Origin of the sequence: Xanthomonas sp. NCPPB 2922, from assembly GCF_041520885.1 — a bacterium.
GTDB classification, from domain to species: Bacteria; Pseudomonadota; Gammaproteobacteria; order Xanthomonadales; family Xanthomonadaceae; genus Xanthomonas; species Xanthomonas campestris.
Map to the genome: position 1 here is coordinate 1 of NZ_JBGOFY010000004.1, position 16,145 is coordinate 16,145.

Genomic DNA, 16,145 nt, shown 5'->3' on the forward strand with positions numbered 1-16,145 from the left:
GGGCCAGCCCCGCAAACTCTGCCTTCTTGCTCGCGTTGCTGGGGTAGTGCTCGATGGCTTCCAGGAAGCTCCGCACATCATCGGCTTTGTAGTCTTCAACAGGCTTGTCACCGACCAACGCGACGAACAGCCCCAAGCTGTATTCGGTGTCAAAGATGTTGGTCGCACTTCGGCCGACCCGTTTCATCTCACGAACATGGATGGCTGCGCGTTCAGAAAACAACGACCCGGCCTTCTTCCTCACTTCGGTGGAAGAGGGCAGCGGGAGATTTTTCAACGCTTCGAGCAGCCGAGTATGGTCTTCGGCTCCGTCAGCAGACAGTTCCATCCCACCCACCTTGATGGTGTAGGGCTGAGCTTCGTTGCCTTGCAATGCGGCCAAAGCCTGGCTCAGCAAATCGTCCTTCATGCTGCTTGCCCCCCGCCGCATCCGATCGAATGCTTCCGAGAGTGCCACAGCAGTTCGAGCTACGGCCAGTCGGGCAGCATCACCCAGGGACAAGCGAACGGGACGGACAAGGTAGCGCGAGCCAATGATGGCTTGCAGGTCGGTCGGGACGAAGAAGCGCACGTAGAGCCCAGCAGGGCGGCGCAGAAAATAAGGCCTCGGCACGGGGTGTGATACCTCGTTTGATACCTAACGCAGGCTCAAACTGAACATCAAACCCCGGGCCGAACCTTCGCAGAATCAAGCACTTACTGCTCTCTTCCGCGTTCAGATGGTGGAGGTGGGCGGAATCGAACCGCCGTCCGGAAGCACTCCATCCCCAGCACTACATGCTTATCCCTCCGTTAGATCTCGTTCCCAGGCAGCACGGCGGGCAAAGCGCACCTGAAAACCAGCCTGCTTGATCTAACCGATAGCTGACAGGCAGCCACTACCGGCGGTTCCGTGATAATGACCCTACATCTACGAGCACGGGCACAAGTAGTTTCGGGGGTTCGCCTTAGGCGGCTGTAGAACTACAACTAAAGCCAATTAAGCGGCGATAGCGAAGTCCGAACCGTAGTTGTCGTCGTTGGCAACTAAAAGTTTGCTGCTGGATTAACGAGGAAAGCTGCCCCCTCGGCATGCGCCAAGCGACTTCGCGACCCCCGTCGAAACCAGTGCACCCCCGGGGAAAGCATCAAAACGCTGACGTGACCAGTGTAGGGATCGGCGCGCCCGGTCACAAGTAGTGAGATAGGCAGCGCTTACAGTGGCTTCAGTTGCACAGGCCGGAACTATCCGGAACTGAAGGAGCTACTGGATGAGCACAGGCAAGCGCCCCACCGGCCCGCGCACGACGCGCGCCGCAACCAAGAAGGCCGCCAAGACCGCCCCGCCGGCCAAGCGCCGTTCGGGGCGTCAGGCCGCCGCCAAGGCGGAAACGCAAGAGGAAAACGGCCATCGCACGCGGGTGCAGGGCAAGGCCCGCACCGTCATCTACATCCATGGCATCGGCAACAAGCCACCGGCCGAGGTGTTGCGCTGCCAGTGGGACAAGGCCTTGTTCGGCCGCCCGATGGGTGAGCGCACGCGGCTGGCGTACTGGGTCAACCGCGAGCGCTACCCGGTGCCGGAGCCCGGCAGTTGCGATGGCCGCGATGTGGGGCCGGCGTTGAACCAGAGCGTGCAGCGGGCGTTGAGCACGCTGGGGTTGGTGCCGGGCGAGCAGGACCTGCATGCGCTGGCCGATGCGCTGGCACAGAGCGAGCAGGAGCGTGCTGATCTGCACCAGATGCTGGACGAGCTGCAGGCCGCGCCGCTTGCCGGCGGCGTGCAGGCGAAGGGGCCGATCGATGCGATCAACCGCGTGCTGCTGCGGCTGATTTCTGCGGCGCTGCTGCAGGATGTGCACGATCTGTTCTTTGTCCCGGAGCGGGCCGCGCAGATGCGCGAAAGCCTGGCGCAACGGTTGCGCGCCGGTGGCGGGCCGTTCGTGGTGGTGGCGCACAGCCAGGGCTCGATGATTGCCTACGACGTGCTGCGGCAGTTGCAGGCCGATGGCTGCGAGGTGGCGCTGTTTCTGACCCTGGGCTCGCCGCTGGGCCTGCCGCAGGTGCGCAGCATGTTCAAGCGCTGGACCGGGACGCGCAAACTGCCGTTCCCCGACTGCGTACGGCGCTGGGTCAACGTGGCCGAAACGCGCGATCCGATCGCGCTGGATCCAGACCTGACTGACGACATCGCCAATGCCAAGGGGCGGTTCGAAAACATCGCCGCCGCGCGGCTCAACCCGGACTGGGAGCACAACCCGCATTCGGGCTCGGGATATTTGGCAATTCCGCAGGTGCGTGCAGCGGTGCGGCAGGCGGTGGGTGTGGGCTTCGATCAACCGGTCTCCAATGCGGTGCTGATCAAGGACCTCAGTGAGCAGCTCGAAGCGCACGGCGCAGACTACCGGCATGAGGTGTTGATCGAACTGGACCGTCGCGTCCTGGGTGCGGACCCGGCCGGCGTGCGTGCGCACTTGCTCACCCACATGCGCCAGATTGCCGGGCATAGCACCGGCCTGGACGGCGATGCATTGGATGAGGCGATCGAACTCGAAGACAGCCTGCAGCGCTTCATTTCGGCGCGGCTGACGCGGTTCGAGATCGAAACGCTGCAAAGCCGCTACCGCGCACTGGGTTTCCGGCGCGTCTGGCGCGATGCCGGCAAGCGGGCGCTGATCCACGTCTCGGGCAACGTGCTGCATGTGAATGCAGCACGCACGGCGTATCGCGCACGTGGGCAGCAGATCGGCTGGGCGGTCCTGGATACCGGCATTGCGGCCGGGCATTCGCATTTCTTCGTGCCGGGCGAGCGCGACAATGTGGTGGCGCAGTGGGATTGCACGCGGCGCGGCGCGCCCAAGCGGCTGACGCGGGCCGATGGCAAACGGTTCACCGCACTCGACGGGCACGGCCATGGCACGCACATCGCCGGCATCATCGCCGGCTGTTGCCGGGCGACGGTGCCCGATGCCAGTGGCAAGCCGGGCGAACTGCTGGAATTTGCCGGCATGGCGCCAGAGACGCAGCTCTATGGCTTCAAGGTGCTGGACGACGCCGGCAACGGGCGCGATTCGTGGATGATCAAGGCGGTGCAGCACGTGGCCGACCTCAACGAGCGTGCCGGCGAGCTGGTGATCCACGGGGTCAATCTCAGCCTGGGCGGGTGCTTTGACCCGGAAAGCTACGGCTGTGGCTTCACGCCGTTATGCAACGAGTTGCGGCGGTTGTGGCGGCAGGGCGTGCTGGTAGTGGTGGCGGCCGGCAACGAAGGCCTGGCCTGGCTGATGCAGAACGACGGCGGCACCTATCCGGCGAACATGGATCTGTCGATCAGCGATCCGGGCAATCTGGAGGACGCGATCGTGGTGGGATCGGTGCACAAGAGCAGCCCACACAACTACGGCGTGTCGTATTTTTCATCCCGCGGGCCGACCGCCGATGGCCGCTCCAAACCCGATGTGGTCGCCCCCGGCGAAAAGATCCTGTCCGCGTACTACGGCTTCGACCCGCGCGACCCGTCCAGCCTGATGGTCGAGATGAGCGGCACCAGCATGGCCGCACCGCATGTGTCCGGCGTGCTGGCCGGGTTTTTATCCGCACGCCGCGAGTTCATCGGCTTTCCGGACCGGGTCAAGCAACTGCTGCTGGACACCTGCACCGACCTGCAGCGCGATCGCTACGTGCAGGGCAGGGGGGTGCCGAATTTGATGCGGATGCTTGGAGAGACGTGATGGCGCGGGAGTTGGGAGTAGGGAATCGGGAATCGCAAAAGCGAAGGTTGGTCGATGAGAGCCGGTACCACGCAGCGTGATGAGCTCGAGTTCGGCTAGCGACGCGTTGCGCCGCGAGAACGGGCAGGAGTCCTCGTCAGCGCACTGCCCGGATGTCCGCCACCTAGCTGGCGATGCCAGCCATCATCAAGCTCAGGCGATGCCGCCTTTACGATTCCCGATTCCCCAATCCCGATTCCCGGCTTACTCACGCATCCCGATTATGCCGCCGCATCACGCGCTGCTTGTCGCGCTGCCAGTCGCGTTCCTTGGCGGCATCGCGCTTGTCGTGCGACTGCTTGCCCTTGGCCAATGCGATCTCCAGCTTGACCTTGTTGCTGCTCCAGTACAGCGCGGTGGGCACCAATGTGTAGCCTTCGCGCTCCACGCGGGTCAGCACCTTGTCGATCTCGGCCCGGTGCAGCAGCAGCTTGCGGTCGCGGCGTTCCACCGGGATCACGTGGGTGGAAGCCTGGATCAACGGGGTGATCTGCGCGCCGATCAGGTAAATCTCGCCCGACCGCACGTAGGCGTAGCCGTCGACGATGTTCGCGCGCCCGGCGCGGATGGCCTTGACCTCCCAGCCCTGCAGGGCCAGACCGGCTTCATAGCGCTCCTCGAGGTGGTACTCGTGGCGTGCACGTTTGTTCAGGGCGATGGTTTTCGTGGCCGTCGCGCTCTTTGCTTTATCCTTGGCAGGTTTCTTGCTCATGCCGCTATTGTCGCCGATTCGGCGTCGCCAAACGATCGCCCGTCTTTCACAAGTCAGAGAATGCCTACCATCCGTCGCAGCGCCCTTGTCGAACACAGCGCCACCCGCATGTTCGATCTGGTCAATGATGTCGCCGCCTATCCGCGCCGCTTCGGCTGGTGCGACGCTGCGCATGTGCTTGAAGAGGACGACGCCCACATCGTGGCGCGGCTGGACCTGGGGCTGGGGTCGTTCCGCACCTGGTTCACCACCGAAAACATCCTGGAGCGGCCCGAACGCATCGTGATGCATCTGCGCGACGGGCCGTTCAAGCGCCTGGAAGGCCTGTGGGAATTTCAATCGCTGGGTGACAACGCGTGCAAGGTGAGCCTGACCCTTGAAGTGGAAACCAGCTCGCGGCTGCTGGGCCCGGCGCTGGCGCTGGGCTTCCAGGGCCTGGCCGACCGCATGGTCAACGATTTCGTGCGGGTCGCCGATCGCGGCGACGTCTAGTCATGCGGGTGGAGGTGATCGTCGCCTGGCCGGACCGCTACTGCGCGGTCCAGCTGGAACTTGCCGAGGGCGCCACCGTGGCCGAGGCCGTTGCCGCCTCCGGGTTTGCCGGTCACCAGGCGCTGGTCGCCCAGGCGGTGCATGGCGTGATTGCCACGCCGGCCCAGGTGTTGCACGACGGCGACCGCGTCGAATTGCTCAGGCCGCTGCTACTGGACCCGAAGGAGGCGCGCCGGCGTCGTGCCGCGCCCGCCAAACAGGCGCCGGGCACGCGAAAGAAGCGCAATGCTTCGCCGTAAGATGCGTTTGATGCGCGTGGAGAGATGAGTTGCCATCGGCCCCAGGCACGGGGCGGGCTTCAAAAGAGCAGGGCGCTAAGAGGCAGCGCCTCGGAGCACGTGCATGGCAGCAACAGGCGCAGCATCCTGTGGGGGCATCGAGACAAGCAGGGCTGGCCGTTGACCAGCGATACCCCGATCAAGCAGCAGCGAGCGGTGATCCACTCGCCGCGCTAGCGTCCTCAGCGGCCGCGCTGCTTCTTCTTGTCGCGGGCCAGGTTGCGGCCGAACTGCTTGGGCGCCGACTTGGCCAGCTGCTCGTCCTGGGCCGGGAAATAATCGCCTTCCCAACGCACGACCTGCTCATTTTCGAAGAATACGGTGAAGTTCTTGACGTCGGTCCGCGCCAGACGATCGACACGCTGCGTGGACGTGTAGTCCCAACGCTGGGCATGGAACGGATCGGGGATGGACGGTGTTCCCAGCAACGCGCTGACCTGCTGCTTGCTCTGGCCTACCTGCAGTTGCTCCACGGCGGTCTGTTTGATCAGATTGCCCTGGTAGATCGGCTGCTTGTAGATGATGCCGCAGCCAGCGGTGGAGAGTGCAACGGCGGCGACCAGCAGGAGATTGCGCATCGGGGATTAAGTGCTGAGGAAATCACGCCGATGATACACTCCCGGCGGTCGCCGCGACCCGTCTCAGGCAGCTGGCGCTAAATCGCCAATGAACGGAGAACGTATGGAAACCCACGACCTGCGCAAAGTCGGGCTCAAGGTGACCCATCCGCGTATGCGGATCCTGGAACTGCTCGAACAGAAGAGCAACCAGCACCACCTCAGCGCAGAAGACATCTATCGCCAGCTGCTGGACCATGGCGACGAAATCGGCCTGGCCACGGTTTACCGCGTGCTGACCCAATTCGAGGCTGCTGGCCTGGTGTTGAAGCACAATTTCGAAGGCGGCCAGGCCGTGTACGAGCTGGACCGCGGCGGCCATCACGACCACATGGTCGATGTGGACACCGGCCACGTGATCGAGTTCGAGAGCGAAGAAATCGAAGCGCTGCAGCGCCAGATCGCGGCGCAGCATGGCTACGAGCTCGAAGAACATTCGCTGGTGCTGTACGTGCGCAAGAAGCGCCCGCGCTGACGCCACGTTGCTGTAGGCAACACTGACAAGGCGGCTTCGGCCGCCTTGTGCATGTTTGGGAGAAGCGCATTGCTATCTGCTGCGCGCGACGTGCTATCCGTTTTGGCGTTAGATGAAACAGCGGTCAGCGTTCTGGCGCGTAAGTGCGTTTTGGTGCGCCGCACAGCGCGTGCCCGCCGCTGCGCCTGCACGCGACGATTGAGTACTGCCATCCCACTACTCAACTGCCGATGCAGGAGGTCTGCAGTGATGCGTGGATTGCGCATGTCACGTGTGGCTAGGGCGTTGTGCAGTGCGCGTGCGCAGCAATTGCAGCGCGCGCCGCAATCGAGACGTCCGTGGTCAAGCGCGATGTACGCCTGCCGTTCGGCGGGAGCAAGCGCCCCAGCTTCAGTCTGGAATTGGTCTCAGGTAAGACACTGGCGCCGCATTGTCGCGATGCGCCGTAAATACTGCATCGGGTGCCGGCTTACCGAATCACCAGGCCTGCGCTATCGAACAGGCCAATCGCACTGAGAGTCGGAGCTCAACAGGCATGCCGATCTACCGATCGCAGCAATATCCAGCCCCGCAAGCGCGGAGGGAAAGTCAGTGCGAACTCGGGCGGGCACATCGCGCTGCGAGCCCGCAGCACGATGTGCCCGCCCTGCAACTCAGGCGCTCTGCAGCAGCTTGCGCGCCGCCGCGCGGGCTTCCTTGCTGACTTCCACGCCGCCGAGCATGCGCGCCAGTTCTTCCTGGCGTGCCTGCGGGCCGAGCAGTTCCACCGCGCTCTGGGTCATGCCATCCACCGGCGCCTTGCTCACGCGGTAATGCGCGTGGCCCTTGGCGGCGACCTGTGGCAAGTGGGTGACGCACAGCACCTGGCGTTCTTCGCCCAGGGCACGCAGCTTCTGGCCGACGATGTCGGCCACCGCGCCGCCGATGCCGGAATCGACCTCGTCGAACACCATGGTCGGCACGCTGTCCAGGCCGAGCGCCGCCACTTCGATCGCCAGCGAGATACGCGACAGTTCGCCGCCGGAGGCCACCTTGCGCAGGGCCCGCGGCGGCTGCCCGGCGTTGGCGGCAACCAGGAATTCCACCCGCTCGGCGCCATTGGGATCCGGGCGCAGGGTCTCTTGCGGCTGCAACTGGATCAAAAATTGCCCGCCGCCCATGCCCAGTTCACCGATCAGCGTGGTGGTGGCAGCGGACAACGCTTGCGCAGCGCTCTGGCGGCTGGCGCTGAGGACGCTGGCGGCGCCTTGCCAGACGCTGATGGCCGCCTCGATGTGCTTGTCCAGCTGCTGCAGGCGTTCGTCGGCGCCGCGCAGGTTCTCAACCTCTGCGGTGAGATGGTCACGATGCGCGGCCAGCTCGTCAGGCGAAACGCGGTGCTTGCGGGCCAGGTCATGCAGGCGGCCGAGACGGCGCTCCATGGCTTCGAACTGGGTGGGGTCGGCATCCAGGTCGTCGCGCACGCGGTCGAGCAGGGCGAGCGCTTCTTCGATCTGGATCGCGGCGCTGTCCAGCAGCGCATCCACTTCGCCCAGCCGCGGCTCGTGCTCGGCCACCCGGGCCAGGTCGTGCCGGCTGTCCTGCAGCAGGCCCAGCGCCGAAGGGCCCTCGTCGCCATTGAGCTGCTGGACCACGCTCTCGCAGGCGCCGATCAAGGCAGTGGCGTGTGCCTGGCGGCGATGGTTGGTGTCCAGCGCGGCGATGGCCGCCGGGTCCAGGTCCTCGCGCTCCAATTCGGCCAGTTGGTGCTCCAGAAAGCCGATGCGGTCGGAGACATCGCCTTGCGCAGACAGGGCATCGCGCTCGTCCAGCAGCGCCTGCCAGCGCTGGCTGGCCTGGCGCACCTGCTCACGCTGGGCGCTGTTGCGGGCGTAGGCATCGAGCAGGGCCAGCTGGCTGTTGCGGGCCATCAGCGCCTGGTGCTCGTGCTGGCCGTGGATTTCCACCAGCCGCGCGGCCAGGTCGGACAGCTGCGAGGAGGTCACCGGGCGGCCATTGATCCAGGCGCGGGAGCCGCCGTCGGCGCGAATGATCCGGCGCAGCTGGCATTGGGCATCGTCATCGAGCTCGTTGTCGGCCAGCCAGGTCAGGCCGGGGTGCTCGGCCGGCAGCTGGAATTCGGCCGACAGCTCGGCGCGGTCGGCCCCGTGGCGGACCACGCCGCTGTCGGCGCGCAGGCCGGACAAAAAGCCCAGCGCATCCACCATCAGCGACTTGCCGGCGCCGGTTTCGCCCGAGACCACGGTCATGCCCGGCCCGAATTCAAGTTCGGTGGCGCGGACAACGGCGAAATCCTTGATTGAGAGGTGTCTGAGCATGGGATCGAGTGTGAACGCTTTGGGGAAGCTTAGGGCCGATGGGGACGCTGGGGGAATGGGATGCTTGCCAACCCCGGAGCCAGACATTATCTATGCCCAGTCTCACCGGATGATCCCATGCGCGCGTCCCAGTCCCCAATGCTCGACCCCCGCGCACGCCACCTGCTGCGCACGCTGATCGCACGTTACATCCGCGATGGCGAACCGGTGGGCTCCAAGACGCTGGCCCAGCATGCCGGCCTGGATGTCAGCCCGGCGACGATCCGGAATATTTTGGCCGACCTGGAAGACATCGGGCTGCTCAGTTCTCCGCACACCTCGGCCGGGCGGGTGCCCACCGCGCACGGCTACCGGGTGTTCGTCGACAGCCTGGTGCAGATGCAGCCGCCCGGCGAAGAGGAGGTGCGCCGGCTGCGCGCCGAGTTGGCCAGCAGCAACGGGACGCAGTCGCTGCTGGGTAGCGCTTCGCAGATGCTGTCGGCGATGAGCCACTTCGTGGGCGTGGTGAGCGCGCCGCGCCGCGAGCAGTTTGCGTTCCGGCATATCGATTTCGTGCCGCTGGACGCGCGCCGGGTGCTGGCGATCCTGGTATTTGCCGACAACGAGGTGCAGAACCGGGTGATCGAGCCGCGCCGCGCCTACGAGCCGGCCGAGCTGGAACGGGTGGCCAACTACCTCAACGCGCAGTTCGCCGGGCGCGCGCTGTCGGACATCCGCGCCTCGCTGCTGCGCGAACTGCGGCTGGCCAAGAATGAGATGGAGCAGTTGCTGGCGCACAGCGTGGACCTGGCCAGCGAAGCGCTGGTGCCGGCCGACGCCGACGACATGGTGATGGCCGGGCAGACCCGCCTGATGGGCGTGCAGGACCTGTCGGACCTGGACCGGCTGCGCGAGCTGTTCGAGGCCTTCGCCAGCAAGCGCGAGATCCTGCAGCTGCTCGAACGCACCATCCAGGCGCCGGGCGTGCGCATCTTCATCGGCGAGGAAACCGGCATGGTGTCGCTGGACGACGTCTCGCTGGTCACCGCTCCGTATACCGCCGGCGGCCAGGTGCTGGGCGTGTTGGGGGTGATCGGGCCCAAACGCATGGCCTACGACCGGGTGATTCCGCTGGTGCAGACCGCCGCGCAGATGCTGGGCGCGGCCATGGAGCCGCCCGGCACGCGATAACCGCGCTCGATCGGAGCGATGGAATTTGCTTGAAACGCGCGCGAGCGCCCACATACGGGGTGACGTTGGGGCGGGCGTTCCGCTTGCCCGGGAACTGCACATGAACCAAGACCACCCCGAATTCGACTCCGAAGACCTGTCCCAGAACCCGCCCGAGACCGATCCGCTCAAGGCCGAGATCGAGTCCTTGCGCAGCGAGATCGCCCTGGTCAAGGCCGACGCCCTGCGCGAGCGCGCCGACCTGGAGAACCAGCGCAAGCGCATCGCCCGCGATGTGGAGAACGCGCGCAAGTTCGCCAACGAGAAGCTGCTCGGCGAACTGCTGCCGGTGTTCGACAGCCTGGACGCGGGCCTCGCCGCCGCCGGCACCGAACCCAGCCCGCTGCGCGATGGCCTGGATCTGACCTACAAGCAGCTGCTCAAGGTCGCTGCAGACAACGGCCTGACCCTGCTCGACCCGGTCGGCCAGCCGTTCAATCCCGACCAGCACCAGGCGATCAGCCAGGGCGAGGCCGAGGGCATCGCGCCGGGCCATGTCGTGCAGGTGTTCCAGAAGGGTTACCTGCTCAACGAGCGCCTGCTGCGCCCGGCCCTGGTGGTCGTGGCCAAGCACGACTGAGCACTGCTGCCGGCTGAACCGGCCGGCGCAGACGCGGAACGCAGATTCGTACAGGTGGCTTGAACACCTGCGCACCACCCCCACATCTCAGCCAGACCCGGCGTCGCCGGACACAGCTAAAGACTCATCAGGAGCGTATCCATGGGCAAGATCATTGGTATTGACCTCGGCACCACGAACTCGTGCGTGGCGATCATGGACGGCGGCAAGGCCCGCGTCATCGAAAATTCCGAGGGCGATCGCACCACGCCCTCGATCGTCGCCTACACCAAGGACGGCGAAGTGCTGGTCGGTGCCTCGGCCAAGCGCCAGGCGGTGACCAACCCGAAGAACACCTTCTACGCGGTGAAGCGCCTGATCGGCCGCAAGTTCACTGACGGCGAAGTGCAGAAGGACATCTCCCACGTGCCGTACGGCATTCTGGCGCACGACAACGGCGATGCCTGGGTGCAGACCAGCGATTCCAAGCGCATGGCGCCGCAGGAAATTTCCGCACGCGTGCTGGAAAAGATGAAGAAGACCGCCGAGGACTTCCTGGGCGAAAAGGTCACCGAAGCGGTGATCACGGTGCCGGCGTACTTCAACGACAGCCAGCGCCAGGCCACCAAGGACGCGGGCCGCATCGCCGGTCTGGACGTCAAGCGCATCATCAACGAGCCGACGGCTGCTGCCCTGGCCTATGGCCTGGACAAGAACGGCGGTGACCGCAAGATTGCCGTGTACGACCTGGGCGGCGGCACCTTCGACGTGTCGATCATCGAAATCGCCGAAGTCGATGGCGAGAAGCAGTTCGAAGTGCTGGCCACCAACGGTGACACCTTCCTGGGCGGCGAAGACTTCGACAACCGCGTCATCGAGTATCTGGTCGACGAATTCAACAAGGATCAGGGCATCGATCTGCGCAAGGATCCGTTGGCGCTGCAGCGCCTCAAGGACGCCGCAGAGCGCGCCAAGATCGAGCTGTCGACCTCGCAGCAGACCGAAGTGAACCTGCCGTACGTCACCGCCGATGCCTCGGGCCCGAAGCACCTCAACATCAAGTTGACCCGTGCCAAGCTCGAAGCGCTGGTGGAAGACCTGGTCAAGAAGTCGATCGAGCCGTGCCGCACCGCGTTGAACGACGCCGGCCTGCGCGCCAGCGACATCAACGAAGTGATCCTGGTCGGCGGTCAGACCCGCATGCCGAAGGTGCAGCAGGCGGTTGCCGATTTCTTCGGCAAGGAACCGCGCAAGGACGTCAACCCGGACGAAGCCGTGGCCGTGGGCGCCGCGATCCAGGGCGGCGTGCTGGCCGGCGACGTCAAGGACGTGCTGCTGCTGGACGTGACCCCGCTGTCGCTGGGTATCGAAACCATGGGCGGCGTGTTCACCAAGATCATCGAAAAGAACACCACCATCCCGACCAAGGCCTCGCAGACCTTCTCCACTGCCGAAGACAACCAGTCGGCCGTGACCGTGCACGTGCTGCAGGGTGAGCGCGAGCAGGCCCGCTTCAACAAGTCGCTGGCCAAGTTCGACCTCTCCGGCATCGAGCCGGCGCCGCGTGGCATGCCGCAGGTGGAAGTGTCCTTCGACATCGACGCCAACGGCATCCTGCACGTGTCGGCCAAGGACAAGAAGACCAACAAGGAACAGAAGGTCGAGATCAAGGCCGGTTCGGGCCTGTCGGATGAAGAGATCCAGCGCATGGTCGCCGACGCGGAAGCCAACCGCGAAGAAGACAAGAAGTTCCAGGAGCTGGTGCAGACCCGCAACCAGGCCGATGGCTTGATCCACGCCACCCGCACCGCGATCACCGAGCATGGCAGCAAGGTGGGTGGCGATGTGATCGGCAAGGTGGAAGCGGCCCTGGCCGACCTGGAAACCGCCATGAAGGGCGACGACAAGGCGCAGATCGAAGCGCGCAGCAAGACCCTGGAAGAAGCCGGCCAGTCGCTGTACGCCGCGGCCGCCGCGGCAGAGCAGGGCGGCAACGCCGATGCGGCCAGCGGCAATGCGCAGGCTTCCAAGGCCGCCGATGACGTGGTGGACGCCGAGTTCACCGAGGTCAAGGACGACAAGAAGGCGTGAGTCGGGAATAGGGAATAGAGAATCGGAGGAGCGGTGCTACGGCATCGCTCCTTCGCTGTTCTGACCCTTCCGGATGCCTACTGATGTGAGGATGTACGCTTTGAACGATTCCCTTCTCCCGATTCCCGATTCCCTGTCATGAGCAAACGCGATTACTACGAAGTTCTGGGCGTGGCCCGTGGCGCCAGCGACGAGGAGCTGAAGAAGGCTTATCGGCGTTGTGCCATGAAGTACCACCCGGACCGCAATCCTGGCGACGCTGCTGCAGAGGCAACGTTCAAGGAATGCAAGGAAGCCTATGAAGTGCTGTCGGACGGCAACAAGCGCCGTGCCTACGACGCACACGGCCATGCGGCGTTCGAGCACGGCATGGGCGGCGGCGGTGGTGGGCCTGGTGGTCCGGACATGGGAGATATCTTTGGCGATATCTTCGGCAATATTTTTGGCGGTGGCGCCGCCGGTCCGCGCGCTGCGCGACGTGGTGCCGACGTTGGCTACGTGTTGGAACTGGATCTGGAAGAAGCCGTCGCCGGTATCGAGCGGCGCATCGAGATCCCCACGCTGATCGAGTGCGACCCCTGCCACGGCAGCGGCTCGGAAGACGGCAAGGTGGAAGTCTGCGCAACTTGCCATGGGCGCGGTCAGGTCCGCATCCAGCGCGGCATCTTCGCCATGCAGCAGAGCTGCCCGCATTGCGACGGCCGCGGCACGCTGATCCAGAACCCGTGCAAGACCTGCCACGGCGCTGGTCGCGTGGAAGAGGACAAAGTGCTGTCGATCAAGGTGCCGGCAGGCGTGGACACCGGCGACCGTATCCGCTTGGCAGGCGAGGGCGAAGCCGGCCCGGCCGGTACGCCACCGGGCGATCTGTATGTGGAAGTGCGCGTGCGCGAGCATGCGATCTTCCAGCGCGATGGCGACGACCTGCATTGCGAGGTGCCGATCCGCATTTCGCAGGCCGCGCTCGGCGACACCGTGCGGGTGGCCACGCTGGGCGGCGAGGCGGAAATCCGCATCCCGGCCGAAACGCAGACCGGCAAGCTGTTCCGGCTGCGCGGCAAGGGCGTGCGCTCGGTGCGCAGCCGCAGCGAGGGCGATCTGTACTGCCGCGTGGTGGTGGAAACGCCGGTCAATCTCACCGCCGATCAGCGCGAATTGCTCAAGCAGTTCGAGGCCACGTTCACCGGTGAGGACGCGCGCAAGCATTCGCCCAAGTCGGCGACCTTCATCGATGGGGTGAAGGGTTTCTGGGATCGGATGACGTCCTGATCCAGGGACGCCGATCCAGGTGATGTGATCCAGCAACGTCCGGCGTGCAGCGATGCACGCCGGATTTTTTTATGGAATCGCCTGCGCGGATTGCCTGCCCAACTCGGCATAACCAAGCAGTCACCAGGCGCAGCGTTGTCTGCGCGGGTGTGCCATCCCTGCTGTTTCGACAGCACGCTTGCTGGCTTGCGCGGATAATGGGACATCTCTTTCGAAGATGGTGCCTGCATGAGCGACGCAACCGACAGCCACCTCGTCCACGGCCGCCGTCAGCGCCCGGATGGTCCTGTACCGGTCGATGTGATCTCGGTGCAATCGCAATTGGTCTACGGGCATGCCGGCAACAGCGCGGCGGTGCCGCCGTTGCGCGCGCTGGGCTTGCGCGTGGTGGAAGTGCCCACCACCTTGCTGAGCAATGCGCCGTTCTATGCCACCTTGCGCGGGCGCATCCTGCCGGCCGACTGGCTGGCGGATCTGTTGCTGGGCGCGACCGAGCGCAGCCTGCCGCAGCGTGCACGCATGCTGGTCTCCGGTTACTTCGGCAGTCTGGCCAATGGCGAGGCCTTTGCGGACTGGCTGGAGCAGACCCTGCCGCAGGCGCCACAGTTGCGCTATTGCCTGGACCCGGTGATTGGCGACACCCACACCGGCCCTTACGTGGAGCCCGGGTTGGAGCGCGTGTTTGCCGAGCGGCTGTTGCCGCATGCCTGGTTGGTGACGCCCAATGCCTTCGAGCTTGGTCGCCTGACCGGGCTGCCGAGTCTGGAACAGGACGATGCCATCGTCGCCGCGCGCGCCTTGCTTGCGCGTGGCCCGCAATGGGTGCTTGCACATAGCGTGGCCGGCGGCACCGGCGAGCTGGTGACCCTGGCCGTGAGCGCTGAGGTAGTCTATCGCTGGGCCAGCCCGCACCTGCCGGTGGACGTGGCCGGCACCGGTGATGTGCTGATGGCGTTGCTGATCGGCCTGCTGCTGCGCGATGTGCCATTCGAGCAAGCGGTGGGACATGCACTGACCGGCGTGCATGCGGCGCTGGAGGCCACCCTGGCTGCCGGCTTTGAGGAATTCGATGTGCTGGCTGCCGCGCCGGCCGCGCTTGGCACCGCGCCGCGCTTTGCGGTTGAGCGACTGGCGTGATCGCGCATCCGGTCGTTGGCATCGTCGGGATCGCCGGCGCCTACGGGCGCTGGCTGGCGCAGTTCCTGCGCACACGCATGGGGCTGGAGGTGATCGGCGTGGATCCGGCGTTACCGGACGGGCTGGACGACGCCACGCTGGTGGCGCGCGCCGATGTGCTGATTTTTTCGGCACCAATCCGCCACACCGCTGCGCTGATCGAACGTTATGCCGCTCTTGCCGGCGCGCGTGCGGCGGAGCAACTGTGGCTGGATGTCACCTCGATCAAGCAGGCGCCAGTCGCGGCGATGCTGGCGTCGCAGGCCGAGGTGGTGGGCCTGCACCCGATGACCGCACCGCCCAAGTCGCCCACCTTGAAGGGGCGGGTGATGGTGGTCTGCCGCGCACGTGTGCAGCGCTGGTCCGGCTGGGTGGATGCGCTGTGCAGCGCGTTGCAGGCCGAGTGCGTCTACGCCACGCCCGAACACCACGACCGCGTGATGGCGCTCGTGCAGGCCATGGTGCATGCCACCCATCTGGCGCAGGCCGGCACCTTGCGCGACTACGCCCCCTTGCTCGGCGAGTTGCGCACCTTGATGCCATACCGCTCGGCCTCGTTCGAACTGGATACCGCGGTGATCGCGCGCATTCTCTCGCTCAACCCGTCGATCTACGAAGACATCCAGTTCGGCAATCCTTACGTTGCCGAAATGCTCGACCGCTTGCTCGCGCAGCTGCAAGAACTGCGCAGCCTGGTGGTGCAGGGCGATGATGCGGCGCGCCTGCGATTTCGGCAGGCCTTTCTCGACGCCAACGCGCAGGCCCTGCAAGGCGACTCATTGGCGGCCGGCAACTACACGTATGAACGGGTGGGCTACCTGCTGGCCGACCTCACCGAGCCGCTGACCTTGAGCGTGTATTTGCCCGAAGACCAGCCGGGCTCGTTACGCGTGTTGCTGCATGTATTCGAGCAGCACGGCGTCAACCTGTCCTCGATCCACTCCTCGCGCACGCCCGGCGGTGAGCTGCACTTCCGGATGGGGTTCGAGCCGGAGAGCGATCGCGCTGCACTGGGCCGCGCCGCAGCGCAGATCGATGCCGACCGGATCGGGCGGGTGCTGGAGCGCGTTGATCGGGAGCGTTGAGTTTTTCGAGTCATCGTCATGCACCGGAGTATGCAAGACCTGACTCATCAGCGGC

The 16,145-nt window shown here is 65.3% G+C and carries 13 protein-coding genes, 1 other RNA gene and 1 pseudogene; 10 read left to right on the forward strand and 5 right to left on the reverse strand.

Annotation, left to right across the window (positions count from 1 at the left end; all coding sequences use genetic code 11):
* Both ACD584_RS06640 and ssrA read right to left on the reverse strand, forming a co-directional pair.
* Nucleotides 1–613: pseudogene (locus tag ACD584_RS06640) on the reverse strand (integrase); the annotation flags it as partial.
* Nucleotides 614–720: 107 nt separating this feature from the next.
* Nucleotides 721–1,117, reverse strand: a transfer-messenger RNA (tmRNA) gene (gene ssrA / locus ACD584_RS06645).
* A 133-nt stretch (nt 1,118–1,250) separates the two neighbouring features.
* Between ssrA and ACD584_RS06650 the strand changes: the two genes are divergently transcribed.
* A complete protein-coding gene (locus ACD584_RS06650; RefSeq protein WP_076036026.1) occupies nt 1,251–3,710 on the forward strand; it encodes a S8 family serine peptidase in 2,460 nt (819 codons plus the stop codon).
* A 247-nt stretch (nt 3,711–3,957) separates the two neighbouring features.
* Here ACD584_RS06650 and smpB read toward each other — a convergent pair whose 3' ends face one another.
* Nucleotides 3,958–4,461, reverse strand: coding sequence for an SsrA-binding protein SmpB (smpB, locus tag ACD584_RS06655; RefSeq protein WP_011036652.1), 504 nt, complete (start codon nt 4,459–4,461; stop codon nt 3,958–3,960).
* Nucleotides 4,462–4,521: 60 nt separating this feature from the next.
* On the opposite strand from smpB, the gene ACD584_RS06660 reads away from it, so the two are divergent.
* Nucleotides 4,522–4,953 (forward strand): type II toxin-antitoxin system RatA family toxin, encoded by a 432-nt coding sequence (locus tag ACD584_RS06660; RefSeq protein WP_011036653.1) that lies wholly within the window; start codon nt 4,522–4,524, stop codon nt 4,951–4,953.
* A 2-nt stretch (nt 4,954–4,955) separates the two neighbouring features.
* Nucleotides 4,956–5,252 carry an RnfH family protein gene (locus ACD584_RS06665; protein ID WP_076036025.1) on the forward strand — a complete coding sequence of 99 codons (297 nt, stop codon included), beginning with the start codon at nt 4,956–4,958 and terminating at the stop codon, nt 5,250–5,252.
* A 221-nt stretch (nt 5,253–5,473) separates the two neighbouring features.
* On the opposite strand, the gene ACD584_RS06670 is transcribed toward ACD584_RS06665, so the two are convergent.
* A complete protein-coding gene (locus tag ACD584_RS06670) occupies nt 5,474–5,869 on the reverse strand; it encodes an outer membrane protein assembly factor BamE (protein ID WP_011036655.1) in 396 nt (131 codons plus the stop codon).
* Nucleotides 5,870–5,972: 103 nt separating this feature from the next.
* Between ACD584_RS06670 and fur the strand changes: the two genes are divergently transcribed.
* Nucleotides 5,973–6,383: a ferric iron uptake transcriptional regulator gene (gene fur / locus ACD584_RS06675; RefSeq protein ID WP_016901564.1), complete on the forward strand. Its 411-nt coding sequence runs from the start codon at nt 5,973–5,975 to the stop codon at nt 6,381–6,383.
* Nucleotides 6,384–7,036: 653 nt separating this feature from the next.
* Here the strand turns inward: fur and recN are convergent.
* Entirely contained in the window at nt 7,037–8,701 is a 1,665-nt protein-coding gene (recN, locus tag ACD584_RS06680) for a DNA repair protein RecN (RefSeq protein ID WP_076036023.1), read from the reverse strand.
* Nucleotides 8,702–8,839: 138 nt separating this feature from the next.
* On the opposite strand from recN, the gene hrcA reads away from it, so the two are divergent.
* The 6 genes from hrcA (at nt 8,840) to ACD584_RS06710 (ending at nt 16,090) form a co-directional block, all read left to right on the forward strand.
* A complete protein-coding gene (gene hrcA / locus ACD584_RS06685) occupies nt 8,840–9,871 on the forward strand; it encodes a heat-inducible transcriptional repressor HrcA (protein ID WP_029628994.1) in 1,032 nt (343 codons plus the stop codon).
* Between the two features lie 100 nt (nt 9,872–9,971).
* Complete coding sequence (gene grpE / locus ACD584_RS06690; protein ID WP_175611518.1) at nt 9,972–10,490, forward strand: nucleotide exchange factor GrpE; 519 nt, start codon at nt 9,972–9,974, stop codon at nt 10,488–10,490.
* Nucleotides 10,491–10,631: 141 nt separating this feature from the next.
* A complete protein-coding gene (gene dnaK, locus ACD584_RS06695) occupies nt 10,632–12,560 on the forward strand; it encodes a molecular chaperone DnaK (protein WP_011036660.1) in 1,929 nt (642 codons plus the stop codon).
* A gap of 138 nt (nt 12,561–12,698) precedes the next feature.
* On the forward strand, nt 12,699–13,829 hold the full coding sequence (gene dnaJ / locus ACD584_RS06700; RefSeq protein WP_014507316.1) for a molecular chaperone DnaJ: 1,131 nt from the start codon (nt 12,699–12,701) through the stop codon (nt 13,827–13,829).
* Between the two features lie 228 nt (nt 13,830–14,057).
* On the forward strand, nt 14,058–14,966 hold the full coding sequence (gene pdxY, locus ACD584_RS06705) for a pyridoxal kinase (protein ID WP_076036021.1): 909 nt from the start codon (nt 14,058–14,060) through the stop codon (nt 14,964–14,966).
* Entirely contained in the window at nt 14,963–16,090 is a 1,128-nt protein-coding gene (locus tag ACD584_RS06710) for a prephenate dehydrogenase (protein ID WP_076036020.1), read from the forward strand. The genes pdxY and ACD584_RS06710 overlap by 4 nt, the downstream gene beginning before the upstream one ends.
* The last annotated feature ends 55 nt before the right edge of the window (nt 16,091–16,145 follow it).